General features: G+C 63.4%; 23 protein-coding genes. 9 read left to right on the top strand and 14 right to left on the bottom strand.

All coding sequences use genetic code 11. From position 1 onward, the window contains the following. Positions 1 to 3: 3 nt before the first annotated feature. Both ACIQUF_RS20860 and ACIQUF_RS20855 read right to left on the bottom strand, forming a co-directional pair. Positions 4 to 363, bottom strand: a complete 360-nt coding sequence (locus ACIQUF_RS20860) for a PilZ domain-containing protein (RefSeq protein ID WP_400800587.1) — start codon at positions 361 to 363, stop codon at positions 4 to 6. A gap of 123 nt (positions 364 to 486) precedes the next feature. Then, the gene (locus tag ACIQUF_RS20855; RefSeq protein WP_403134951.1) at positions 487 to 873 is read right to left on the bottom strand and encodes a tol-pal system YbgF family protein; all 387 of its coding nucleotides are present in this window, start codon (positions 871 to 873) and stop codon (positions 487 to 489) included. A 180-nt stretch (positions 874 to 1,053) separates the two neighbouring features. On the opposite strand from ACIQUF_RS20855, the gene pyk reads away from it, so the two are divergent. Then, the gene (pyk, locus tag ACIQUF_RS20850) at positions 1,054 to 2,508 is read left to right on the top strand and encodes a pyruvate kinase (RefSeq protein ID WP_403134948.1); all 1,455 of its coding nucleotides are present in this window, start codon (positions 1,054 to 1,056) and stop codon (positions 2,506 to 2,508) included. A gap of 34 nt (positions 2,509 to 2,542) precedes the next feature. Here the strand turns inward: pyk and ACIQUF_RS20845 are convergent, their stop codons facing one another. Then, the gene (locus ACIQUF_RS20845) at positions 2,543 to 3,463 is read right to left on the bottom strand and encodes an iron-sulfur-binding ferredoxin reductase (protein ID WP_403134946.1); all 921 of its coding nucleotides are present in this window, start codon (positions 3,461 to 3,463) and stop codon (positions 2,543 to 2,545) included. 248 nt (positions 3,464 to 3,711) lie between these two features. Between ACIQUF_RS20845 and ACIQUF_RS20840 the strand changes: the two genes are divergently transcribed. Then, complete coding sequence (locus ACIQUF_RS20840) at positions 3,712 to 5,235, top strand: fumarate hydratase (RefSeq protein WP_403134944.1); 1,524 nt, start codon at positions 3,712 to 3,714, stop codon at positions 5,233 to 5,235. A gap of 82 nt (positions 5,236 to 5,317) precedes the next feature. Here the strand turns inward: ACIQUF_RS20840 and ACIQUF_RS20835 are convergent, their stop codons facing one another. From ACIQUF_RS20835 to ACIQUF_RS20805, 7 genes are all read right to left on the bottom strand, one after another. Next, positions 5,318 to 5,908: a GNAT family N-acetyltransferase gene (locus ACIQUF_RS20835; RefSeq protein ID WP_403134942.1), complete on the bottom strand. Its 591-nt coding sequence runs from the start codon at positions 5,906 to 5,908 to the stop codon at positions 5,318 to 5,320. A 113-nt stretch (positions 5,909 to 6,021) separates the two neighbouring features. Continuing rightward, complete coding sequence (locus tag ACIQUF_RS20830; RefSeq protein WP_403134940.1) at positions 6,022 to 6,600, bottom strand: DJ-1/PfpI family protein; 579 nt, start codon at positions 6,598 to 6,600, stop codon at positions 6,022 to 6,024. A gap of 51 nt (positions 6,601 to 6,651) precedes the next feature. Beyond that, positions 6,652 to 7,809 (bottom strand): phosphatidylserine/phosphatidylglycerophosphate/cardiolipin synthase family protein, encoded by a 1,158-nt coding sequence (locus ACIQUF_RS20825; RefSeq protein ID WP_403134937.1) that lies wholly within the window; start codon positions 7,807 to 7,809, stop codon positions 6,652 to 6,654. A 1-nt stretch (position 7,810) separates the two neighbouring features. Further along, positions 7,811 to 8,392 (bottom strand): YceI family protein, encoded by a 582-nt coding sequence (locus tag ACIQUF_RS20820; RefSeq protein ID WP_403134936.1) that lies wholly within the window; start codon positions 8,390 to 8,392, stop codon positions 7,811 to 7,813. Positions 8,393 to 8,436: 44 nt separating this feature from the next. Next, a complete protein-coding gene (locus tag ACIQUF_RS20815; RefSeq protein ID WP_403134933.1) occupies positions 8,437 to 8,733 on the bottom strand; it encodes an amidase in 297 nt (98 codons plus the stop codon). Continuing rightward, the gene (locus ACIQUF_RS20810) at positions 8,730 to 9,809 is read right to left on the bottom strand and encodes a serine hydrolase domain-containing protein (protein ID WP_403134931.1); all 1,080 of its coding nucleotides are present in this window, start codon (positions 9,807 to 9,809) and stop codon (positions 8,730 to 8,732) included. Before ACIQUF_RS20810 ends, ACIQUF_RS20815 begins: the two co-directional genes overlap by 4 nt. A gap of 47 nt (positions 9,810 to 9,856) precedes the next feature. Then, positions 9,857 to 10,744: an acyl-CoA dehydrogenase gene (locus ACIQUF_RS20805; RefSeq protein WP_403134929.1), complete on the bottom strand. Its 888-nt coding sequence runs from the start codon at positions 10,742 to 10,744 to the stop codon at positions 9,857 to 9,859. 145 nt (positions 10,745 to 10,889) lie between these two features. On the opposite strand from ACIQUF_RS20805, the gene olsB reads away from it, so the two are divergent. Together olsB and ACIQUF_RS20795 are read left to right on the top strand one after the other, a co-directional pair. Next, the gene (gene olsB, locus ACIQUF_RS20800; RefSeq protein WP_403134927.1) at positions 10,890 to 11,645 is read left to right on the top strand and encodes an L-ornithine N(alpha)-acyltransferase; all 756 of its coding nucleotides are present in this window, start codon (positions 10,890 to 10,892) and stop codon (positions 11,643 to 11,645) included. After that, positions 11,645 to 12,433, top strand: coding sequence for a lysophospholipid acyltransferase family protein (locus ACIQUF_RS20795; protein ID WP_403134924.1), 789 nt, complete (start codon positions 11,645 to 11,647; stop codon positions 12,431 to 12,433). Before olsB ends, ACIQUF_RS20795 begins: the two co-directional genes overlap by 1 nt. Positions 12,434 to 12,544: 111 nt before the next feature. Here the strand turns inward: ACIQUF_RS20795 and ACIQUF_RS20790 are convergent, their stop codons facing one another. After that, entirely contained in the window at positions 12,545 to 13,126 is a 582-nt protein-coding gene (locus ACIQUF_RS20790) for an ACP phosphodiesterase (RefSeq protein WP_400800107.1), read from the bottom strand. A 153-nt stretch (positions 13,127 to 13,279) separates the two neighbouring features. Here ACIQUF_RS20790 and ACIQUF_RS20785 point away from each other — a divergent pair, with 153 nt between their 5' ends. Continuing rightward, the gene (locus ACIQUF_RS20785; protein WP_403134922.1) at positions 13,280 to 13,582 is read left to right on the top strand and encodes an ArsR/SmtB family transcription factor; all 303 of its coding nucleotides are present in this window, start codon (positions 13,280 to 13,282) and stop codon (positions 13,580 to 13,582) included. 17 nt (positions 13,583 to 13,599) lie between these two features. Further along, complete coding sequence (locus ACIQUF_RS20780) at positions 13,600 to 14,649, top strand: alkene reductase (protein WP_403134919.1); 1,050 nt, start codon at positions 13,600 to 13,602, stop codon at positions 14,647 to 14,649. A gap of 120 nt (positions 14,650 to 14,769) precedes the next feature. Here ACIQUF_RS20780 and ACIQUF_RS20775 read toward each other — a convergent pair whose 3' ends face one another. The 3 genes from ACIQUF_RS20775 to ACIQUF_RS20765 all read right to left on the bottom strand — a co-directional run bounded on the left by ACIQUF_RS20775 (position 14,770) and on the right by ACIQUF_RS20765 (position 17,617). Then, a complete protein-coding gene (locus tag ACIQUF_RS20775) occupies positions 14,770 to 15,597 on the bottom strand; it encodes an ATPase (protein ID WP_403134917.1) in 828 nt (275 codons plus the stop codon). 87 nt (positions 15,598 to 15,684) lie between these two features. Further along, positions 15,685 to 16,680 (bottom strand): NAD-dependent epimerase/dehydratase family protein, encoded by a 996-nt coding sequence (locus tag ACIQUF_RS20770; RefSeq protein WP_403134915.1) that lies wholly within the window; start codon positions 16,678 to 16,680, stop codon positions 15,685 to 15,687. Between the two features lie 46 nt (positions 16,681 to 16,726). Beyond that, complete coding sequence (locus tag ACIQUF_RS20765) at positions 16,727 to 17,617, bottom strand: LysR family transcriptional regulator ArgP (RefSeq protein WP_403134912.1); 891 nt, start codon at positions 17,615 to 17,617, stop codon at positions 16,727 to 16,729. A 90-nt stretch (positions 17,618 to 17,707) separates the two neighbouring features. Between ACIQUF_RS20765 and ACIQUF_RS20760 the strand changes: the two genes are divergently transcribed. From ACIQUF_RS20760 to ACIQUF_RS20750, 3 genes are all read left to right on the top strand, one after another. After that, the gene (locus ACIQUF_RS20760) at positions 17,708 to 18,307 is read left to right on the top strand and encodes a LysE/ArgO family amino acid transporter (protein ID WP_403134910.1); all 600 of its coding nucleotides are present in this window, start codon (positions 17,708 to 17,710) and stop codon (positions 18,305 to 18,307) included. Between the two features lie 192 nt (positions 18,308 to 18,499). Further along, entirely contained in the window at positions 18,500 to 19,096 is a 597-nt protein-coding gene (locus tag ACIQUF_RS20755) for a superoxide dismutase (protein ID WP_012312902.1), read from the top strand. Positions 19,097 to 19,354: 258 nt separating this feature from the next. Further along, positions 19,355 to 21,406 carry a putative bifunctional diguanylate cyclase/phosphodiesterase gene (locus ACIQUF_RS20750; protein WP_403134907.1) on the top strand — a complete coding sequence of 684 codons (2,052 nt, stop codon included), beginning with the start codon at positions 19,355 to 19,357 and terminating at the stop codon, positions 21,404 to 21,406. Positions 21,407 to 21,495: the final 89 nt, after the last annotated feature.

Here is a 21,495-nt window from a genome sequence, read left to right as displayed (position 1 = left end):
ACCTCAGACAGAAGCGTTGGCCGAGTTGAAACTGAAAAAGTCGCGCAACGAGCGCACGAACTCGTCGTATTCGCGCGACGCCTGCAACAGCATGAAGCCCGAGTCGTAATGCCCCGGCGTCTGATCTTCGCGGCACCAGAGGCAACTGGCGGTCAGGTTGATGAACTGAAAGCCGCCCCCGGCCAGCGGCCTACGCAACTGCAGCTCGTAGTCCGGCCCAACCAGCACAGGGAGCTGGCTGATCAACATCAGGCCATCTTCAGAGGCATTGCCCAACTGCCCGATCGGCTGATCGGTGAAGCGGTTGAAGACCTTGAGTACACAAGGCAACTGATGGCGTTCGATATGGCGCTGGTTGAACATGGTCACAAGTGCAGTCCGTACCCGGTGCCAGGAATACGCGGTACTGGCGGTTGTTGTAACAACTGAGTTACAGGTTAGCGCAGCGCGCACGGCAAATCCCGTGAAATAAACGATACCTTGGTGTTAACGCCAAGGAGAGGTATTTACCGGGCTGGCCACCGCCGGCTGGCCAGCACGATAGTGGCCAAGCTTCTCCAGAGTCTGCAGACGCGCCTTGGCACGGTAGGCGTATTCGTTGCGCGGGTACTGCTGAATCAAGTACTCGTAGGTTTGCGCAGCGTCCACGAACAACTGCTGGCGTTCCAGGCACTGGCCACGCAGCAGCGAAACTTCCGGGTGGATGAACGGCCGGGCACGGCTGGTGCGGTCGACCTGCGACAGTTCCAGCATGACCTTCTGGCAATCGCCACGGTCGTAGGCGCGGTAGGCGTTGTTCAAGTGATGGTCCATGGACCAGCGGGTGCAGCCGACGGCGCTGGCCGCCAGGACGAAAACGATCAGGGCTCGCATGGGGTATCTCCTTTGATGCCAATGTATCGGCCAGCACCGGCAAATCTTCACAGGGTTTTGCAAGCATACGCCGACCGTTCAAATGCCACCCTGTCTTGCGTGCAGGTAGTGCAACGGAACAATGACTACAGCGCAATTGAGGAGTAGCCTTTCGCTGCGCTTCACTATAGGAGTCTGTGCATGACCATCCGCCGTACCAAAATCGTCGCCACCCTTGGCCCCGCCAGCAACTCGCCGGAAGTGATCGAACAACTGATCCTCGCCGGCCTGGACGTGGCACGCCTGAACTTCTCCCACGGCACCCCGGAAGAGCACAAGGCGCGCGCCCGCCTGATCCGTGACATCGCCGCCAAGAATGGCCGCCACGTCGCACTGCTGGGCGACCTGCAGGGTCCGAAGATCCGCATCGCCAAGTTCAGCAACAAGCGCATCGAACTGAAAGTCGGTGACAAGTTCACCTTCTCCACCGTCCACCCGCTGACCGAAGGCAACCAGGACATCGTCGGGATCGATTACCCCGACCTGGTCAAGGACTGCGGCGTAAATGACGAACTGCTGCTCGACGATGGCCGCGTGGTCATGCGCGTCGAAACCGCTACCGCCGATGCCCTGCACTGCGTGGTGATCGTCGGTGGCCCGCTGTCGGACCACAAAGGCATCAACCGCAAAGGTGGCGGCCTGACCGCACCGGCCCTGACCGAAAAAGACAAGGCCGACATCAAGCTGGCTGCGGAAATGGACCTGGACTACCTGGCCGTGTCGTTCCCGCGTGACGCCAAGGACATGGAGTACGCCCGCAAGCTGCGTGACGAAGCCGGCGGCAGCGCCTGGCTGGTGGCCAAGATCGAGCGCGCCGAGGCCGTTGCCGACGACGAAACCCTCGACGGCTTGATCGCCGCCTCCGACGCGGTCATGGTTGCCCGTGGCGACCTGGGCGTGGAAATCGGCGACGCCGAGCTGATCGGTATCCAGAAAAAGATCATCCAGCACGCCCGCCGCAACAACAAGGCGGTGATCGTCGCGACCCAGATGATGGAGTCGATGATCCAGAACCCGATGCCGACTCGTGCCGAAGTGTCCGACGTGGCCAACGCCGTGCTCGACAACACTGATGCGGTGATGCTGTCGGCCGAAAGTGCTGCCGGTGCCTACCCGATCGAAGCCGTCCAGGCCATGGCGCGGATCTGCCTGGGTGCCGAGAAGCACCCGACCAACCAGAAGTCCAGCCATCGCCTGCACACCACCTTCGAGCGCTGCGACGAAAGCATCGCCCTGGCGGCCATGTACACCGCCAACCACTTCCCCGGCGTCAAGGCGATCATCGCCCTCACCGAAAGTGGCTACACCCCGCTGATCATGTCGCGCCTGCGCTCGCACGTGCCGATCTTCGCGCTCACTCCACACCGCGCCACTCAGGCTCGCACCTCGATGTTCCGCGGTGTTTACCCGATCGCCTTCGACCCGGCCTCGCTGCCGGCCGACAAGGTCAGCCAGGCGGCAGTCGACGAACTGCTCAAGCGTGGGCTGGTGGAGCAAGGTGACTGGGTGATCCTGACCAAGGGCGACAGCTACCACACCATCGGTGGCACCAACGGCATGAAGATCCTGCACGTCGGTGATCCGCTGGTCGGCTGATAGCCGTCAAAGGGGCCGCTCTGCGGCCCCTATTTCATGCATGCTCGACGAACACATCGGCAAACACCTGATTCCTCGGTATTCCCGCAATAAACAGCCGCCGCGCAAAGCGCTCGACACTCCCCGGCGAGCCACACAACAGCGCTACGGTCTGTCGTGATGAGGGGCGCAATGCAGCCAACGCCTCGTCCAACTGTTCAGCCAATACCGGCTCGAAACTCACGCCTTCGATGCCCAGCAAAGACTCCGACAGATAATGCCCCGCGCCATCGCGCGCCACATGCAGTATCCTGATTTCGCCCCGATGCCCCTGCCGCGCTGCCTCTCGCAAGATGCCCCATAACGGCGCCAGCCCGGTCCCCGCCGCCAATAGCCAGAGCGGTCGCGCCTGCCAGTCCGGATCGTAGTGCAACGCGCCGCCCCTGAGCTCCCCCAAGCGCAGCGTATCGCCAACCTTCAACTGACGGGCGCTGTCACAGAAGGCGCCTGGCCGCTGGCAGTCGATATGAAATTCAAGAAAATCATCTTCCCCCGGCAGGCTAGCCAGCGAATACGGCCGCGCGATCGATCCGCACCACAGCACCACGTGCTGACCCGCCTGGTAACGCAGCGCCCGCTCGGGCCGCAGGCGCAATCGCAATACATCGCCAAACCAGTCCAGTGCACAGACCTGAGCGCAAATCCCGTCCTGCAGCGGGTCGAACACCGCCACACGCAAGTCACCTACCACCCGGCATTGGCAAGCCAGGCGCCAGCCCTGTGCGTGCTTTTCCAGCGCCAGCGCCTCGGGCGAGGCATCTGCCGGTTGCCCGTCCAGGCAGTGCACCAGGCAAGCGTGGCAGCTGCCGGCGCGGCAGCTGTAAGGCACATTCAACCCCGCCTCGTTCAGGGCATCGAGCAGGTTGCTGCCGGTGGGCACCGTCCAGCGGCGCTCGCCCACGCAGAGTTCAGGCATGGTCATCATTTCTCCAGGTCTACAGGGCCACTCTAAGGCAAGCCAGTGCTGGCAGCAAAAAGGATGCCCGCCACCAGCCGACCATGGTCCAGACCACACGCAGGTGTTTCGCCGCCACAGGCGCGCTATACTGCCGCGCCTTTTTACGTCGGCCTGACCTGCCGGCGCCTTGCCAGGCGTTTCGACACACCGTGTGCAGTGTCGAAAGGCCTTTACAAATGTTCCCGTCTTTAAGAGGAGCGCGCTGCATGACCGTGATCAAGCAAGACGACCTGATTCAGAGCGTCGCCGACGCCCTGCAATTCATCTCGTACTACCACCCCGTCGACTTCATCCAGGCGATGCACGAGGCCTACCTGCGTGAAGAGTCGCCTGCCGCGCGCGACTCGATCGCCCAGATCCTGATCAACTCGCGCATGTGCGCCACCGGCCACCGCCCGATCTGCCAGGACACCGGTATCGTCACCGTGTTCGTCCGCGTTGGCATGGACGTGCGCTGGGACGGCGCCACCCTGAGCGTCGACGACATGATCAACGAAGGTGTGCGTCGCGCCTACAACCTGCCTGAAAACGTCCTGCGCGCTTCGATCCTGGCCGACCCGGCCGGTGCCCGCAAGAACACCAAGGACAACACCCCGGCCGTCATCCACTACTCGATCGTCCCGGGCGACAAGGTCGAAGTGGACGTCGCGGCCAAGGGCGGCGGTTCCGAGAACAAGTCGAAGATGGCCATGCTCAACCCGTCCGACTCGATCGTCGACTGGGTCCTGAAGACCGTGCCGACCATGGGCGCTGGCTGGTGCCCGCCTGGCATGCTCGGCATCGGCATCGGCGGTACCGCCGAGAAGGCCGCGGTGATGGCCAAGGAAGTGTTGATGGAGTCCATCGACATTCACGAACTGAAGGCCCGCGGCCCGCAGAACCGCCTGGAAGAGATCCGCCTGGAGCTGTTCGAAAAGGTCAACCAGCTGGGCATCGGCGCACAGGGCCTGGGCGGCCTGACCACCGTGCTCGACGTCAAGATCATGGACTACCCGACCCACGCCGCCTCCCTGCCGGTGTGCATGATCCCGAACTGCGCCGCCACTCGTCACGCTCACTTCGTGCTCGATGGTTCCGGCCCTGCCGAGCTGGAAGCGCCTTCGCTGGACGCCTACCCGGAGATCGTCTGGGAGGCCGGCCCGAGCGCCCGCCGCGTCAACCTTGACGACATCACCCCGGAAGAAGTCGCCAGCTGGAAACCGGGCGAGACCATCCTGCTCAACGGCAAGATGCTCACCGGCCGCGACGCTGCGCACAAGCGCATGGTCGAAATGCTCAACCGTGGCGAAGAACTGCCGGTCGACCTGAAAGGCCGCTTCATCTACTACGTCGGCCCGGTCGACCCGGTCGGTGACGAAGTGGTAGGCCCAGCCGGCCCGACCACCGCCACGCGCATGGACAAGTTCACCCGCCAGATCCTCGAACAGACCGGCCTGCTGGGCATGATCGGCAAGTCCGAGCGCGGCCCGACCGCCATCGAAGCGATCAAGGACAACAAGGCCGTGTACCTGATGGCCGTCGGCGGCGCCGCCTACCTGGTGGCCCAGGCGATTCGCAAGTCCAAGGTCCTGGCGTTCGCCGAGCTGGGCATGGAAGCGATCTACGAGTTCGACGTGAAGGACATGCCGGTTACCGTCGCGGTGGACAGCAACGGTGAGTCGGTGCACATCACCGGGCCTGCGCTGTGGCAGGGCAAGATTGCCGAGAGCTTGGCCGTTGAGGTGAAGTAATTCACCGACTGGCTTGATCGAAACGCCCGGCATTTTGCCGGGCGTTTTCATTCATGGAACGCGTTCGAACGGCTCGGGTGAGTTACACCGGCAGTTCCTTGAGCCAGAACGACATGATCTTGTCGGACGTTTCCTGTTCGTCCAGGTCACGCCAGGCGTATGTGGTGCGTAACGAAGGATCGTGCAGAAAACCGCGGTTGCGCCAGAACCCATGCAAGGGTTTGTAGTTGGCGGGCCGCAGCGGGTGCATACCCGGACGCTCGACGGCGCAGAACGCGCAATAGTCGAACTCGGCCAACTTATGTGCGTAAGACTCGCGCTCGATGAAGAAGCGCACGCCCAAACCGCGCCCCCGGTATTCGGGCAGCACCAACGAACCGCCGAAATAGTACACGCTGGCCGGGTCGCGCCCTTGCGCCAGGAACGGCTGTTGGAACGCGGACGCCACGTCCACCAGCGGCACCCCGGTCGAGGCGCCGACCACCTTGCCGTCCTCCAGCGCCAGCACCGCCAGGCTGCGGCCAGAGCGGGCATAGGCCGCCAGGTAATCGGTCTCGTACTCCGGGGTACCTTCATACAGATAGGGAAACTCACGAAACACGGTCAGGCGCAGGCGAGCGAGTTCATCGATGTAGGGCGCGATAGCGGCGCCGTGCAACAGGCGTATTTGCATACTTGCCGGTCGTCCTGTCGGTGTGGATGACAAGGGGAAACCCTACCATCCGACTCGACACTGCGCCTTTTCCCTGCGCGACAGGTATTGTTCCGTGACCGCTATCGGACGCGTCAGCTAATACGCGTGCCCAACACCTCCAGGAAGGCCGCCAGCCAGGCAGGATGCGCAGGCCATGCAGGCGCCGTCACCAGGTTGCCATCGACATGCGCCTGGTCCACCGCGATATCGATGAATGTGCCACCCGCCAGCCGCACTTCCGGCGCACAGGCCGGATAGGCACTGCATTGGCGCCCCTCCAGCACCCCTGCCGCCGCCAACAACTGAGCACCATGGCACACCGCAGCAATCGGCTTGCCGGCCTGATCGAAGGCGCGCACCAACGCCAGCACCCGCTCATCCAGGCGCAAATATTCCGGGGCACGCCCACCGGGAATCAACAAGGCATCGTAACTTTCCGGGCGCACCTGCACGAAGTCATGGTTCAAGGCAAAGTTGTGCCCCGGTTTTTCACCGTAGGTCTGTTCGCCCTCGAAATCATGGATCGCCGTACGCACGGTCTGCCCGGCGATTTTTTCCGGGCACACCGCGTGCACCGTGTGGCCGACCATGCTCAGGGCCTGGAACGGCACCATCGCCTCGTAGTCTTCGACGTAGTCGCCCACCAGCATGAGAATCTTCTTCGCCGTCATCGCATCCACTCCTTCGTTTGCAGGGGAACAGTCACTGCACGATAGCCGGTCTCAGTCGCGGCGGTCGAGCAGGTTGACCACCAGCCGGTCCAGCCAGCCCCACACCCGCTGTTTCACCCGGCGCCACAACGGTCGTGCGTGCCAGTGGTCCAGGTCGACTTCTTCGCTGAGGGCAAAATCGCGCTCGAAGCTGGCCAGCACGGCGGCCGTCAGCGGTGGGTCCAGTGCCTCGACATTGGCCTCCAGGTTGAAGCGCAGGTTCCAGTGGTCAAAATTGCACGAACCAATGCTGACCCACTCGTCCACCAGGGCCATTTTCAGATGCAGGAAGCATGGCTGGTATTCGTAAATTCGCACCCCGGCGCGCAACAAACGGGGGTAATAGCGATGGCCGGCATAACGCACCGAAGGGTGATCGGTGCGCGGGCCGGTGAGCAGCAGGCGCACATCGACGCCTTTACCCGCAGCCCGGCGCAGCGAGCGGCGCACGCTCCAGGTGGGTAGAAAATAAGGCGTGGCCAGCCACACCCGTTGCTTGCCACTGTTCAGTGCACGCACCAGCGAATGCAGGATGTCGCGGTGCTGGCGGGCGTCGGCGTAGGCCACTCGGCCCATGCCCTGCCCTTGCGCGGGCACCTTGGGCAGGCGTGGCAGGCCGAAGCCTTCGGGGGGGCGCCAGGCGGTACGGCGGTTGTTGGCCTGCCACTGGCGATCGAACAGCAGTTGCCAGTCGCTGACCAGCGGGCCCTGGATCTGCACCATCACCTCGTGCCACTCGCTGGTGGCCTCGCCCGGGGTCCAGAACTCGTCGGTGACGCCGGTCCCCCCCACCACCGCCCAGCTTTCATCCACCAGCAGCAGCTTGCGGTGGTCGCGGTACAGGTTACGCAAACCACGGCGCCAGCGCAGGCGGTTGTACCAGCGCAGGTAGACGCCAGCGTCCAGCAGGCGTTGGCGCAAGGCGGAATTGAAAGCGAGCGAACCGTAATCGTCGAACAGGCAGCGCACCCGTACACCGCGCCGGGCTACCTGCTCCAGCGCCTCGACCACCGCTTCGGCACAGGCGCCCGCCTCGACCAGGTACAGCTCCAGGTCGACCTGGCGCTCGGCGCGCTCGATCGCCTGGAGCATGCGCGGGAAGAATTCAGGCCCGTCGATCAGCAGCTCGAACTGATTGCCTTCGCGCCAGGGGAAGACCGGCCCCGGCATGTCAGCGCGCGTTGAAGATCAGCACCGCGTTGACCGGTACCGTCGGGTTGATGGACTTGAGCTTGGCGAACTTGCGCAAGGTTTCCAGGCCTGGCGCCAGGCCAAAGTCCTCGGCACGCAGAATCAAGGGTTCGAGGGTCACCACCTGAAAGCGTCGCGCATCCAAGCGGGTTGCCAGCAGCAGAGCGTTGTAGCTGTGGGACTGGCCATGCAGGGTGACGGTCAGCGGCAGGCGCAATTCGATCTGCGCCCCATCGGCCAGGTCGTTGATCGGCCGCAGATCGAGCTGGGCCTTGACCGTCGCCTCGGCAAAACGGCCAACCTCGAACAAGTCATCACGCATGCGCTCGTCGCGCAGCGGGATGCCGCTGCTCACCGAGTCCATCTCGATACGCAGCCCAGCCGCGCCTTTGCGGTCGACGCTGCCATGCAGCACCAGAAAACGATGGACCTCGGCCGTGTCACCGTTTTTGCCGGTGACGAATGACAGCCGTGAGGACTCACCATCGAGGTGCCAGTTGGCGTGGGCGGGCATGCATAAAGCCAGCAGCAGGGCGGGCAGAAGACGGGGCAGCTTGAACATGACAGATCTCGTGAAACCAGACCGTCAACCTTAACCGCCCGCCTTCACGGCAGCAAGCGGCAGCCGGCCTGCGCGGACTGCCAGGCGGCCTGGTTGCGCTGGCCGAGGCCTTCGGCGGTGATCAATCGCTGAGAACTGTCCTCTTCCAATGCGCTCAGCGGCAGCCATTGATTTACGTAACTTCGGCAATAGGCTTCGTCGAAGCCCATCACAAAGCGGCACGAGCAATACTCCTTGGCCGAATAGGCCGAAAGGATGCCGGGGAAGTCCGCCAAGGCCTGGCGTTCGAGCCAGGCCCAGCCCAGCAAGGCGACGAACACCAGCAGCAACAGACGCTTCATGCGCCCTCCTTGGCCAGCGTTGCCAGTACGCGTTTGAGCAGTTCGTTATGGCTGTAACTGCCATCGCGGTCATCGGCGTAGCGGACGATCACCAGCTTCTGTGTCGGCAATACATACAGGGCCTGGCCCCAGTGGCCGAGGGCGGCGAAGGTGTCCGTCGGCGCATCGGGCCAAGGCGCCGCACTGCCCTTCAACGGCTGGTTGAGCCACCAGTGGCCGCCGGGGTTGGCTTCGCCGGGGATGGCCTGCGCCTGGCTGAACAGCGTGCGGTTGAACGCTACCCAACGGGCCGGCAACAGCTGACGATCAGCCCAGCGCCCTTCGCGCTGCATCAACAGGCCGATGCGCGCCAGGTCACGCGCGCTGAGGTACAGGTAGGAAGAACCGACGAAAGTGCCGGAGCCATCGCGCTCCCACACCGCGCTGTGGATACCCAGCGGGGTGAACAGCGCCTGCCAGGGGTAATCGGCATAGGCAGCGGAGTCGAGCATACCGCGCAAGGCGGCGGCCAACACATTGCTGTCGCCACTGGAATACAGAAAGCGCGTGCCGGGCTTTTCGGCAATTGAACGTGCGGCAGTATAGGCCGCCATGTCGTTCCGCCCCCGGGTGTAGAGCATGGCCACCACCGAGGACTTCAGCGGCGCGTATTCGTAGTCTTCCTGCCAGTCCAGGCCGCTGGCCCAATGCAGCAGGTCGACCAGGCGCACATCAGGGTGCGCCTGCATTGGCGGGAAGAAGCGCGCCGCAGCATCCTGCAGCTTGAAGCGCCCTTCGGCTTGGGCGACGCCCAGCACTGTGGCCAGTACGCTCTTGCTCACCGACCAGGTGAGGTGCGCGGTGCTTGCCGAGGTGGGGGCGGCGTAGCGTTCATACAGGATGCGGCCATCGCGAATGATCAACAGCGCGTCGCTGCGGACACCGCTGCGTTCAAGCGCGTTGCGCTTGGGGAAGGCATAGCTGTCGACGGCCTGCCAGTCGGTGGCGCTGGTTGCCGCCTGCCAATCCGGCAAGGGCCAATCCTCGGCGCTAACAGGCCCGACCGCCATCGCCAACATCAACCACCACACCTTCATCACAAACCGCCCCTACGCTCAACAGTGCGCCACATCCTGACAGGCGTTCATGACAATCCAGCAGCACTCCAGGCCTTCGCCAAACGTTTTTCCCGGGCTGCGGCAGCCAACGCCATCACCCCCTGGTCCCGTTCCCAGAGCTGCGCCCACTGTGCCGGCCCTGCCAGCAACGCTTTGTCGATAGCGCCCTTGAGTTCCTGAAACTGGGTGAACAAACCGCCCAGCAACAAATGGCAGCCGACGCTGTCGGCACACTGGCGGCTGGCCTCGGCACACCCCGCCAGCAAGCCGATCAGGCGCAGCTGCAATGCCTGCGGCCAGCCGCACTCCTGCCCCACGCCGTACAGCCAGGCCACCATCGCCGCCAGCACGTACAAGTCTTCCAGCGAGCGGAACGGTTTGACGTAGGCATCCCAGCCATCGCCGGCCAGCAGCTCGCAGGCCGCCTGCTTCAAATGGAGTCGGCCGTGGCCGACCTCCGGCATCAAGGGCAGGGTCGGCAGTGCCTCCAGGGTCACCCCTGGTTCGCCCGGATAGAGCACCGCCAAATTCAACCGCGGCGCCTCACCCGGCTTTTCGCTGCGCGCCGCCACGAGCAGCCATTCGGCATCGAGCCCGGCGGTGACGAAATCCTTGCTGCCAGTCAGGCGCAAGCCCTCCAGGCGGGTTTGCATGTCCGCTGGGCGCACGCTGCGCCGCTCCGTAGCACACAGCGCGCCGAGGCTGGCCGGGGCGCTGGGCCAGAGCATGCGCAAGGCGGCCTGGTAGCCGATGAGAAACGCCAGCCCGGGCGTGGCCATTGCGCGGCCGCCGAGCACCGCCAGTTCGAATGGGGCGACTGCGCCGAGGTGTTCGAGCTGCGCGGCATAGGTCTCGCCCAGGGTGCCAGCCAGGGGCTGGCGGAGGGGATCGTTGAGTCGTTGCAACCAGGCCATCGGACGCTCCTTGAGGGGCTGTTGTGGGGTGTCACGCAAGCATCACCAAAGATTCACAGGGGTGACACCGCGCCTACCTAGGCTGACTTTGCACAACAAAGCCGACCGGCCGCAACCCTTCATGGCTGGCTTATGGAGACTCGCAATGACTCGGATCGCTCGCTCTGGCGACAACCGCACTGAACGCCGTCTACAAGCCGAGCGCCTGGTCGGCGCCGCGGCCCTGCAGGAAGCACAGGCCCTGCGCTACAAGGTGTTCAGCGCAGAATTCAAGGCCAAGCTCAAAGGCGCCGACCAGGGCCTGGACATGGATGATTACGATGTCCACTGCCAACACATCGGCGTGCGCGACCTGAGCACCGGCGAACTGGTCGCCACCACCCGCCTGCTCGACCATCAGGCTGCCAGCAGCCTGGGGCGGTTCTACAGCGAAGAAGAATTCAGCCTGCATGGCCTGCGGCAACTACAAGGCCCGATCCTCGAACTGGGCCGTACGTGCGTCGCCGCCGAGTACCGCAACGGCGGCACCATTGCCGTGCTCTGGGGCGAGCTGGCCGAAGTACTCAACGAAGGCCGCTACAGCTACCTGATGGGTTGCGCCAGCATTCCCATGCAGGACGGCGGCGTGCAGGCCCACGCTATCATGCAGCGCCTGCGCGAACGCTACCTGTGCACCGAGCACTTGCGTGCCGAACCGAAGAAGCCGCTGCCGAGCCTGGACATGCCTGGCAACGTCATCGCCGAAATGCCACCGCTGCTCAAGGCGTACATGCGCGTGGGTGCGAAGATCTGTGGCGAGCCATGCTGGGACGAGGACTTCCAGGTTGCCGACGTGTTCATTCTGCTCAAGCGTGCCGACCTCTGCCCGCGCTACGCCCGCCATTTCAAGGCGGCGGTGTGATGCCGAAGATGCGGGTTTGTGCCCGCCTCGCTAGGCTTTTGCTGGTGCTGCTGTTCGGCATGCTCATGGCCGGCGTGATCGCCTGCGGTGAACGCCTGGGCCTCAAAGCGTCCATCGAACGCCGCCAGCGTTGGACCTGCCTGTTCATGAAACGCCTGGTCGCGGCCCTGCCGTTCGAGGTGCGGGTGATCGGTGAAGTGCCCAAAATGCCGATGCTGTGGGTCAGCAACCACGTGTCGTGGACCGATATCCCGCTGCTTGGCATGCTGTTGCCGCTGTCGTTTCTGTCCAAGGCCGAAGTACGTCATTGGCCAGTGGCCGGCTGGCTGGCGGAAAAGGCCGGTACGCTTTTCATTCGTCGCGGCGGGGGTGACGCACAGCGCCTGCGCGAGCAGATCACGGAACAACTGGGCCAGGCCCGGCCGCTGTTGATCTTCCCTGAAGGCACCACGACCAATGGACGGCAACTGCGTACTTTCCATGGTCGCTTGCTGGCCGGTGCCATCGATCAAGGTGTGGCGGTGCAGCCGGTGGCCATCCAGTATTTGCGCAATGGCGAGGCGGATCCGATTGCGCCGTTCATTGGCGATGATGATCTGGTGTCGCACCTGATGCGCCTGTTTGCAGAGCCTCGGGGTGAGGTTTGCATTCAGCTGTTGCAGCCGATCTGCAGTGTGGAAAAGGAACGTGCAGTGTTGGCGTTTCAGGCGCAGCAGGCCATTCACATGGCGCTGTTCGGGGTTGATGAGGTTGAGTTGGCGCCGCGCCGACAGGCTCGGGCTGCTTGATTTTTTGGGTGTCTGTTCTGGCCCTTTCGCGGCTGAAGCCGCTCCTACAGGATGGTGGGCACCTGTAGGAGCGGCTTCAGCCGCGAAGGGCCGGCACGCACACCACATTGCTCAAGTAGAAGCTCTCTGCTCAGCTGCAAACACCTGCAGCTGCGGATAGAACTCACGAAAATCCGCCAGCAGCGGTTCATACAACCGCTCCAACTCCCCCATCACCCCAACCATGCCCTCCGGCCGCGACAAACGCCGCCCGATCCCATTGAACACTTGCTCCAGCGTGGCGAAATCGCCATACGCCCCCAGCCAATCATCCGCCGCCATGAACGGCGCAATCCGCGCCAGCCGCCCTGGCAACTCGGGCTCGGCCAGCAGCACGCGATAGAACGCCCCGGTGAACTGCGCCAGCGGCTGTTCGGCATAGTCACCCCAATGTCGTGCCAGGCAATGGTCGAAGAACACGTCCAGCACGATCCCGGCATAACGTCGGCGCTCACGTGGGAACCGCGCCAGCGCCGCCAGCACCAACGGGTGCCGATCGGTGTAACTGTCGATATGCCGGTGCAGGCGAATCGCTGCTTCCAGTTCCGGCGCAAAGCGCCCCTCCAGCGAACCCTTGACGAAATCGCCATACAGGCTGCCGAGCAGTTGTTGCGGCGCAGGGCCGCCCAGGTGCAGGTGTGCGAGGTAGTTCATGGCGCCAGTCTAGCACCAGCCACCGGCATATCGTTATAACGCGATATATCGATTCGTGCTCAGCTCAGAACCCGTTCATATTTCCATATCGCCAAAGGCCGACTTATATTTCGTCCCATCGCGATATACCGCTACACCACGAGCCTGTTAACCATGCCTCTCGACCTCGACGAAATAATAAAAGCCCTGGCCCACCCGGTCCGCCGAGAAATCCTCCACTGGTTGAAAGACCCGGCAGCGCACTTCCCCGCCCAGCACCACAGCCTTGAGAACGGCGTGTGTGCCGGGCAGATCGACCAACGTTGCGGCCTGTCGCAATCGACGGTCTCGGCCCACCTGGCAAATTTGCAGCGCGCCGGGCTTATCAGCAGCCAGAAAGTCGGCCAGTGGCACTTCTTCAAACGTAACGAAGCCGCCATCCAGGCATTCCTCGAACAACTGCGCCAAGCACTCTGACAAAGCAGGTAAACCTTATGACCACGCTTTTCGATCCGATCACCTTGGGCGACGTGCAACTGCCCAACCGCATCATCATGGCCCCGCTGACCCGCTGCCGCGCCGATGAAGGGCGCATTCCCAACGCGCTGATGGCCGAGTACTACGTGCAGCGCGCCAGCGCCGGGCTGATCCTCAGCGAAGCGACCTCGGTGACGCCAATGGGCGTCGGTTATCCCGACACGCCTGGCATCTGGAACGACCAACAGGTACGCGGCTGGAACAACATCACCAAAGCCGTGCACGGCGCTGGCGGGCGGATCTTCCTGCAACTGTGGCATGTTGGCCGCATCTCGCACCCCAGCTACCTGAACGGCGAGCTGCCCGTGGCGCCCAGTGCTATCCAGCCCAAGGGTCATGTCAGCCTGGTGCGCCCGATCACTGAATACCCAACCCCACGCGCCCTGGAAACCGAAGAGATCGCCGACATTGTCGAGGCTTACCGCAGCGGCGCCGAGAATGCAAAGGCGGCCGGCTTCGATGGCGTGGAAATCCACGGTGCCAACGGTTACCTGCTCGACCAGTTTCTGCAGAGCAGCACTAACCAGCGCACTGACCGCTATGGCGGCTCGCTGGAAAACCGTGCCCGCTTGCTGCTGGAGGTGACTGACGTGGCCATCGAGGTATGGGGCGCAGGCCGTGTCGGTGTGCATCTGGCGCCGCGTGCCGATTCCCATGACATGGGCGACGCCGACCGCGCCGAGACCTTCAGCTATGTGGCACGGGAACTGGGCAAACGCGGTATCGCCTTCATCTGCTCGCGGGAGAAGGAGGCTGACGACAGCATCGGGCCGTTGATCAAAGAAGCCTTCGGCGGCCCTTACATCGTCAACGAACGTTTCGACAAAGCCAGCGCGAATGCGGCATTGGCCAGCGGCAAGGCGGATGCGGTGGCGTTTGGCGTGCCGTTCATTGCCAACCCGGATTTGCCAGCACGGCTGGCGGCCGATGCGCCGTTGAACCAGGCGCATCCGGAAACCTTCTATGCCAAGGGGCCGGTGGGCTACATCGATTATCCGCGGTTGTAATCGGGTAGCGAGCAACCTGTGGGAGCGGCTTTAGCCGCGAAGCAAGCGACGCGGTGGATGGCACCGGCCCAGCCGGTGTTCGCGGCTGAAGCCGCTCCCACAGAGGTTCTCATCTGCTAATCAAGGCCTTGCGTTGATCTGCTGCTGCAGGTTCTGGATCTGGCTCTGCAGGGTGTTCAGGTTACGCGTGGTCTGCCCGCGGAACGCATCGAACTCCTGCACCGAAGCACCACTGGCCGCCGCCGCAGCCGGGCGATTGTCCGCCTGGCTCTTCAACACCAGCACATCCTGCTCCAAACTTTCGATAGCCGCTTTGGGATTGCCCTGCTTCTTCAGCGCCGCCACTTCATCGCTCAGGCTCTTGAGCTGCCCGTCGAGCTTGCCGCCGTCCACCTGGCCCGACTTCAGTGCCGCTAGCTCGCCATTCACCGCCTTCAACTGCGCCTGCAGTTGAGTCTGCAGTTCAGTCACGGCTTTCTGCTGCTCGCGGGTATCGGCCAGCACCTGCTCCAGACGCTTGCCCAAATCACCCGCCTGCCCTGCCACGCCCTGCTGTTGCTTACCCTGCTCGGCCAGGCTGGCCTGCAACTGGCGAATCTGCAGCTTCAAGGCTTCGCTGCCGGTGGTGCTCGTGGTCTCACTGGCCTCGACCTTGCCGCTGATCGCCTGGAGGCGGCCCGCCGCTTCTTCGCTGATGCGCGCGAAGCTTTCCTGGGTAGCCACCAACTGCTGCTCCATCAGCGAAATCTGCTGAAAACTCCACCAGCCAAGCCCGGCCAAGGCAATGAACGAGGCGCCGAGCAGCGCCCACAGCGGGCCGGTGCTGGCCGGTTTGGCAGCCTTCTGGCGGCTGCGCGACACGTGCGCAGGCAGAAGCTCGTCATCATCAGGGGTACCGGCCCGCAGGGCTGGCACGTCATCGAAATCGTCGTGGGCATCGTTGCGCATGGATGGTTTCAACCGCAGTAATAGCAAAGAGGCATGATTATAAACCGCTAACGCGGCGCACTGATGACCATCATCCTTGCGCCAGGTTCACTGGCCCTGTGGCTGGTGCTTCCACCACACGCAGAATTCATCGAGTGCCGTCCACAGACTGACCTTGGGCTGGTAATCCAGGTACTGCCGCGCACGGCTGATGTCCAGGGTGAAATCACGGCTCATCACCTGCATGCCCAGGCGCGACAGGGTCGGTTGCGGCCGCCCCGGCCAAAGCATGCAGGCCGCTTCGTTCAGCGCGGCCACGCTGTAGGCAAGGCCGTAGGAGCGGTAGCGGGTGACCTGGGGCAGCTGCATCTGGCGCATCACGTAGTTGACCACGTCCCACAACGGCAGCGGCTGGCCGTTGCTGATGTTGTAGGCCTGGCCAAGGGCGCGGTCATCGGCGAACAACGCACTGAGCAGCGCTTCGTTGAGGTTGTGCACGCTGGTGAAGTCGACCTTGTTCAGGCCATTGCCGATGATCGCCACGCGGTCTTTGCGCTGCATCTGCATCAGCCGTGGGAAAATGCTGGCATCACCGGCACCGGTGACGAAACGCGGGCGCAGCGCCAGCACCTCCAGGCCGAATTCCTGGGCACCAAACACCTTTTGTTCGGCCAGGTATTTAGTCCGCCCATAATGATCGTGGAAACGGCGCGGCACCTGGTCTTCGCGGATATCCAGGCGCGAGCGGCCATTGAAATAAATCGAAGGCGACGACAGGTGCACCAGGCGCCGAACATGTTCTTTCAGGCACCCTTCGACCACATTCTCGGTGACCGCCACATTCCCTTGATAGAAGTCCTGGTAACGCCCCCAGTTGCCCACCGCGCCTGCGCAATGCACCACCGCCTCGACGCCTTGGCACAGGCGCCGGGCCAGTTCGGCATCGCCCAGGTCGCCGGGGATGAACTGCGCACCGCGCTTGACCAGGTGCTCGACGCCCTCGGCGCGCCGGCCGCTGACCCGCACGTCCAGGCCCTGCTCCAGGGCAAAGCGCGCAAAGCGCCCGCCAATGAAGCCGCTCGCGCCCGTGACCAGAATTCGCATGTAACACTCCGCCTCAGATTTCAGATGCAACAGACGCCAGCCGCCGTTACAACGGCACCAGCCAATGCCGTGCCGTGTGCCGCAGGTGTTCGGTCAGTTGCGCGAGCAGTTGCCCGCCATTGCGCCAATGATGCCAGTACAGCGGCACGTCGATAGGGGTATCGACAGATATTTCCACCAGTTTGCCGTCCGCCAGCTGTTCGCGCGCCTGCAACTCGGGCACCAGGCCCCAACCCAGGCCAGCTTCGGTCATGCGCAGGAAGCCTTCGGACGACGGACAGAGATGATGCAGGAAACCATCCTCGATCCCCAGCGACGCCAGGTACCGGTGCTGCAGGAAATCGTCCGGACCGTAGACAATGGCCGGCGTGCGCGCCAGGCGCCTGGCGTCGAACCCCTGCGGGAAATACCGCGCCATGAACGCCGGGCTGGCCAGCGCCCGATAGCGCATGGCGCCCAGCGGCAGGCTGCGCGCGCCGGCCACCGGTCGCTCGCTGCCACACAGGCAGGCCGCCACTTCACCGGCGCGCATGCGCTTGAGGCCGACCTCCTGATCTTCCACCACCAAATCGGTGAGCAATTGATGTTCGGCGCAAAAGGTACCCACCGCACCCGCCCACCAGGTGGCCAGGCTATCGGCGTTGAGCGCGATGCGCAGGCGCTCCGGCATGCCCTCCTCGTCCAGTGCCGGCACCTGGCGCTGCAGGTCACGTTCGAGCAGGCGCACCTGCTGCACATGGTTGAGCAACTGGCGGCCGACTTCGGTCGGGCTCGGCGGCGTGGCGCGCACCAGCACTGGCTGGCCGACCCGCGCCTCCAGCAGCTTGATGCGCTGGGAAATGGCCGATTGCGACAGCCCCAACACCTGCGCGGCGCGCTCGAAACCACCTTGCTCGATCACCGCCGCCAGGGCGGCAAGCAGCTTGTAGTCGAACATCGATTTTCCTAATGATGGATGAGCTTTATTGGTTTTTCTTATACAGCGCCGATCTTCACAATAGCCAGCATCTTTTAGGGAGTACGTGCCATGTGGCAAAGCTATCTGAACGGCATGCTGGTCGCCTTCGGCCTGATCATGGCCATCGGCGCGCAAAACGCCTTCGTCCTGGCGCAAAGCCTGCGTCGTGAACATCATTTACCCGTGGCGGCGCTGTGCATCGTCTGCGATGCGTTGCTGGTAGCGGCCGGTGTCTTCGGCCTGGCGACGGTGCTGGCGCATAACCCGACGCTGCTGGCGATCGCCCGCTGGGGTGGCGCGGTGTTCCTGATCTGGTACGGCGCCAAGGCGCTGCGCAGCGCCTGCTCCAAACAGAGCCTGCAACATCAGGAAGGCCAGGGCGTGCGCTCACGGCGCGCGGTGCTGCTCAGCGCGTTGGCGGTGACGCTGCTCAACCCGCACGTATACCTCGACACCGTGTTGCTGATCGGTTCACTCGGCGCCCAGCAGACCGTACCCGGCGCCTACGTGGCCGGTGCCGCCAGTGCCTCGCTGGTGTGGTTCTCGACCCTGGCGATCGGTGCCGCGTGGCTCGCGCCGTGGCTGGCGCGCCCGGCCACCTGGCGCATGCTCGACCTGATGGTCGCAGTGATGATGTTCGCCGTGGCGGCGCAGCTGATCTTCAATTGAAGGCCGCCGGTCGGCGCCGGCCAACCGCTCTGGAACCTCTATTCCCTATCTTTGTTGCGTGGTTATGCGCCGGGGCTGGTGCTATGATCCAGCCCTTGCGTCGCAAAGAGTACAAACTCGCCGACGCACATAGGGCCGCCCGTGATCGGCCCTGCGCAAACCGCGAACTAGACCTGAATCAGGAGATCCACCATGGCTTTTGAATTGCCGCCGCTGCCATACGCCCACGATGCCCTGCAGCCGCACATCTCCAAGGAAACCCTGGAGTATCACCACGACAAGCACCACAACACCTATGTCGTGAACCTGAACAACCTGGTCCCAGGCACCGAATTCGAAGGCAAGACCCTGGAAGAGATCGTCAAGAGCTCTTCGGGCGGCATCTTCAACAACGCCGCTCAGGTCTGGAACCACACCTTCTACTGGAACTGCCTGTCGCCAAATGGCGGTGGCCAGCCTACTGGTGCCCTGGCTGAGGCCATCAACGCCGCCTTCGGTTCCTTCGACAAGTTCAAGGAAGAGTTCACCAAGACTTCGGTTGGCACCTTCGGTTCCGGCTGGGGCTGGCTGGTGAAGAAAGCCGACGGCTCCCTGGCCCTGGCCAGCACCATCGGCGCCGGCTGCCCGCTGACCAGCGGCGACACCCCGCTGCTGACCTGCGACGTCTGGGAACACGCCTACTACATCGACTACCGCAACCTGCGTCCGAAGTACGTCGAGGCGTTCTGGAACCTGGTCAACTGGGCATTTGTTGCCGAACAGTTCGAAGGCAAGACTTTCAAGGCCTGAGTACTCATGCCTTGAACAGAAAACCCGGCCACGTGCCGGGTTTTTTTGTGCAGTTTGGATCCAATCTTCAGTTTTTTGCGGGGCTCTTGCTCACCCCGTATAGCGCGCTAACATTAAACGTCTGGACGTTCGCTACAGCGCACTCAAGTTGCAGGGTCAAGCAACCGATACACTGCTCAGGACAGCCCTACCGGCCGATAGTGTATTGCCAACGTTAATGGCAAAATGATGCCATGCGCATGGATTAAGGAAACCCCATTGAAGCTGGAATTGCGGAACAGCTTATCGGTCAAGTTGCTCAGGGTCGTGCTGCTTTCGGCGCTGGCGGTCGGCGTCGTCCTCAGTTGCGCGCAGATCGTCTACGACACCTACAAGACCCGCCAGGCCGTCACCAATGACGCCCAGCGCATCCTCGACATGTTCCGCGACCCCTCTACCCAGGCGGTGTACAGCCTCGACCGGGAAATGGGCATGCAGGTGATGGAAGGCCTGTTCCAGGACGAATCGGTGCGCCAGGCCTCGATCGGCCACCCCAACGAAACCATGCTGGCGGAAAAGTCCCGCCCATTGAAGGACGCGTCCATGCGCTGGCTGACCGACCTGATCCTCGGCCAGGAACGCACATTCACCACCCAACTGGTCGGCCGCGGCCCCTACAGCGAATATTACGGCGACCTGAGCATCACCCTCGACACCGCGTCGTACGGGGAAGACTTCCTGGTCAACGCCATCATCATTTTCATCTCCGGCGTGCTGCGCGCGCTGGCCATGGGCCTGGTGCTGTACCTGGTCTACCACTGGCTGCTGACCAAGCCGCTGTCGAAAATCATCGAGCACCTCACCCAGATCAACCCCGACCGCCCCAGCCAGCACCAGATCCCGCTGCTCAAGGGCCACGAGAAGAACGAACTGGGCATTTGGGTCAACACCGCCAACCAGCTGCTGGCCTCGATCGAGCGCAATACCCACCTGCGCCACGAGGCCGAGAACAGCCTGCAGCGCATGGCCCAGTACGACTTCCTGACCGGCCTGCCGAACCGCCAGCAATTGCAGGAACAGCTGGACAAGATCCTGGTCGACGGCGGCCGCCTGCAGCACCGCGTCGCCGTATTGTGCGTAGGCTTGGACGACTTCAAGGGCATCAACGAACAGTTCAGCTACCAGGTCGGCGACCAGCTGCTGCTGGCCCTGGCCGACCGCCTGCGGGCCCACAGTGGCCGGCTGGGCGCACTGGCCCGCCTGGGCGGCGACCAGTTCGCCCTGGTCCAAGCCAATATCGAGCAACCGTACGAAGCCGCAGAGCTGGCCCAGAGCATCCTCGACGACCTGGAGGTGCCGTTCGGCTTCGACCACCAGCAGATCCGCCTGCGCGCCACCATCGGCATCACCCTGTTCCCCGAAGACGGCGACAGCACCGAGAAGCTGCTGCAGAAAGCCGAGCAGACCATGACCCTGGCCAAGGCTCGCTCGCGCAACCGCTACCAGTTCTACATCGCCAGCGTCGACAGCGAAATGCGCCGCCGTCGTGAGCTGGAAAAGGACCTGCGCGAAGCCCTGTCGCGCAACCAGCTGTACCTCGTCTACCAGCCGCAGATCAGCTACCGCGACCACCGCGTGGTGGGCGTCGAAGCGCTGCTGCGCTGGCAACACCCGGAGCTGGGCCTGGTCCCGCCGGACCAGTTCATCCCGCTGGCCGAACAGAACGGCTACATCATCACCATCGGCGAATGGGTGCTCGACCAGGCCTGCCGACAACTGCGCGAATGGCACGACCTGGGCTTCAGCGAACTGCGCATGGCGGTCAACCTGTCCACCGTGCAGCTGCACCACAACGAGCTGCCCCGGGTGGTCAACAACCTGCTGCAAGCCTACCGCCTGCCGCCGCGCAGCCTGGAACTGGAAGTGACCGAAACCGGCCTGATGGAAGACATCACCACCGCCGCCCAGCACCTGCTGAGCCTGCGCCGCTCCGGGGCGATGATCGCCATCGACGACTTCGGCACCGGCTACTCGTCGCTGAGCTACCTGAAGTCGCTGCCGCTGGACAAGATCAAGATCGACAAGAGCTTCGTCCAGGACCTGCTCGACGACGACGACGATGCCACCATCGTTCGGGCGATCATCCAGCTGGGCAAGAGCCTGGGCATGCAGGTGATCGCCGAGGGTGTGGAAACCGCCGAGCAGGAGACCTACATCATCGCCCAAGGCTGCCACGAAGGTCAGGGCTACCACTACAGCAAGCCATTGTCGGCGCGCGAGCTGACCAGTTTCCTGCGCCAGGCACAGCGTAATCAGGTCTCCGCCCTGTAGCGGGGCATTTGCATGAATTGCGTGCTGGCCCCTTTACAGCAAATGCAAATCTTTCGCATGATGTTGCGGTTTCACGTGCCACGGCGCAC

Origin of the sequence: Pseudomonas sp. NPDC090233, from assembly GCF_044772285.1 — a bacterium.
Lineage (GTDB): Bacteria > Pseudomonadota > Gammaproteobacteria > Pseudomonadales > Pseudomonadaceae > Aquipseudomonas.
The sequence above is the reverse complement of the archived record's forward strand: the minus strand, read 5'-3'. Positions and strand labels throughout refer to the sequence as shown.

What these genes read in the sequence shown, in the direction of transcription:
- ACIQUF_RS20805 (WP_403134929.1), bottom strand. Translation starts at nt 10,744, where the DNA reads ATGGCCTGGTTGCAACGACTCAACGATCCCCTCCGCCAGCCCCTGGCT.
- ACIQUF_RS20820 (WP_403134936.1), bottom strand. Translation starts at nt 8,392, where the DNA reads ATGTTCAAGCTGCCCCGTCTTCTGCCCGCCCTGCTGCTGGCTTTATGC.
- ACIQUF_RS20760 (WP_403134910.1), top strand. Translation starts at nt 17,708, where the DNA reads ATGTGGCAAAGCTATCTGAACGGCATGCTGGTCGCCTTCGGCCTGATC.
- ACIQUF_RS20840 (WP_403134944.1), top strand. Translation starts at nt 3,712, where the DNA reads ATGACCGTGATCAAGCAAGACGACCTGATTCAGAGCGTCGCCGACGCC.
- ACIQUF_RS20785 (WP_403134922.1), top strand. Translation starts at nt 13,280, where the DNA reads ATGCCTCTCGACCTCGACGAAATAATAAAAGCCCTGGCCCACCCGGTC.
- ACIQUF_RS20830 (WP_403134940.1), bottom strand. Translation starts at nt 6,600, where the DNA reads ATGACGGCGAAGAAGATTCTCATGCTGGTGGGCGACTACGTCGAAGAC.
- ACIQUF_RS20810 (WP_403134931.1), bottom strand. Translation starts at nt 9,809, where the DNA reads ATGAAGGTGTGGTGGTTGATGTTGGCGATGGCGGTCGGGCCTGTTAGC.
- ACIQUF_RS20815 (WP_403134933.1), bottom strand. Translation starts at nt 8,733, where the DNA reads ATGAAGCGTCTGTTGCTGCTGGTGTTCGTCGCCTTGCTGGGCTGGGCC.
- ACIQUF_RS20765 (WP_403134912.1), bottom strand. Translation starts at nt 17,617, where the DNA reads ATGTTCGACTACAAGCTGCTTGCCGCCCTGGCGGCGGTGATCGAGCAA.
- ACIQUF_RS20755 (WP_012312902.1), top strand. Translation starts at nt 18,500, where the DNA reads ATGGCTTTTGAATTGCCGCCGCTGCCATACGCCCACGATGCCCTGCAG.
- ACIQUF_RS20825 (WP_403134937.1), bottom strand. Translation starts at nt 7,809, where the DNA reads ATGCCGGGGCCGGTCTTCCCCTGGCGCGAAGGCAATCAGTTCGAGCTG.
- ACIQUF_RS20835 (WP_403134942.1), bottom strand. Translation starts at nt 5,908, where the DNA reads ATGCAAATACGCCTGTTGCACGGCGCCGCTATCGCGCCCTACATCGAT.
- ACIQUF_RS20845 (WP_403134946.1), bottom strand. Translation starts at nt 3,463, where the DNA reads ATGCCTGAACTCTGCGTGGGCGAGCGCCGCTGGACGGTGCCCACCGGC.
- ACIQUF_RS20775 (WP_403134917.1), bottom strand. Translation starts at nt 15,597, where the DNA reads ATGCGCAACGATGCCCACGACGATTTCGATGACGTGCCAGCCCTGCGG.
- ACIQUF_RS20780 (WP_403134919.1), top strand. Translation starts at nt 13,600, where the DNA reads ATGACCACGCTTTTCGATCCGATCACCTTGGGCGACGTGCAACTGCCC.
- ACIQUF_RS20795 (WP_403134924.1), top strand. Translation starts at nt 11,645, where the DNA reads ATGCCGAAGATGCGGGTTTGTGCCCGCCTCGCTAGGCTTTTGCTGGTG.
- ACIQUF_RS20770 (WP_403134915.1), bottom strand. Translation starts at nt 16,680, where the DNA reads ATGCGAATTCTGGTCACGGGCGCGAGCGGCTTCATTGGCGGGCGCTTT.
- ACIQUF_RS20790 (WP_400800107.1), bottom strand. Translation starts at nt 13,126, where the DNA reads ATGAACTACCTCGCACACCTGCACCTGGGCGGCCCTGCGCCGCAACAA.
- ACIQUF_RS20855 (WP_403134951.1), bottom strand. Translation starts at nt 873, where the DNA reads ATGCGAGCCCTGATCGTTTTCGTCCTGGCGGCCAGCGCCGTCGGCTGC.
- olsB (WP_403134927.1), top strand. Translation starts at nt 10,890, where the DNA reads ATGACTCGGATCGCTCGCTCTGGCGACAACCGCACTGAACGCCGTCTA.
- ACIQUF_RS20860 (WP_400800587.1), bottom strand. Translation starts at nt 363, where the DNA reads ATGTTCAACCAGCGCCATATCGAACGCCATCAGTTGCCTTGTGTACTC.
- pyk (WP_403134948.1), top strand. Translation starts at nt 1,054, where the DNA reads ATGACCATCCGCCGTACCAAAATCGTCGCCACCCTTGGCCCCGCCAGC.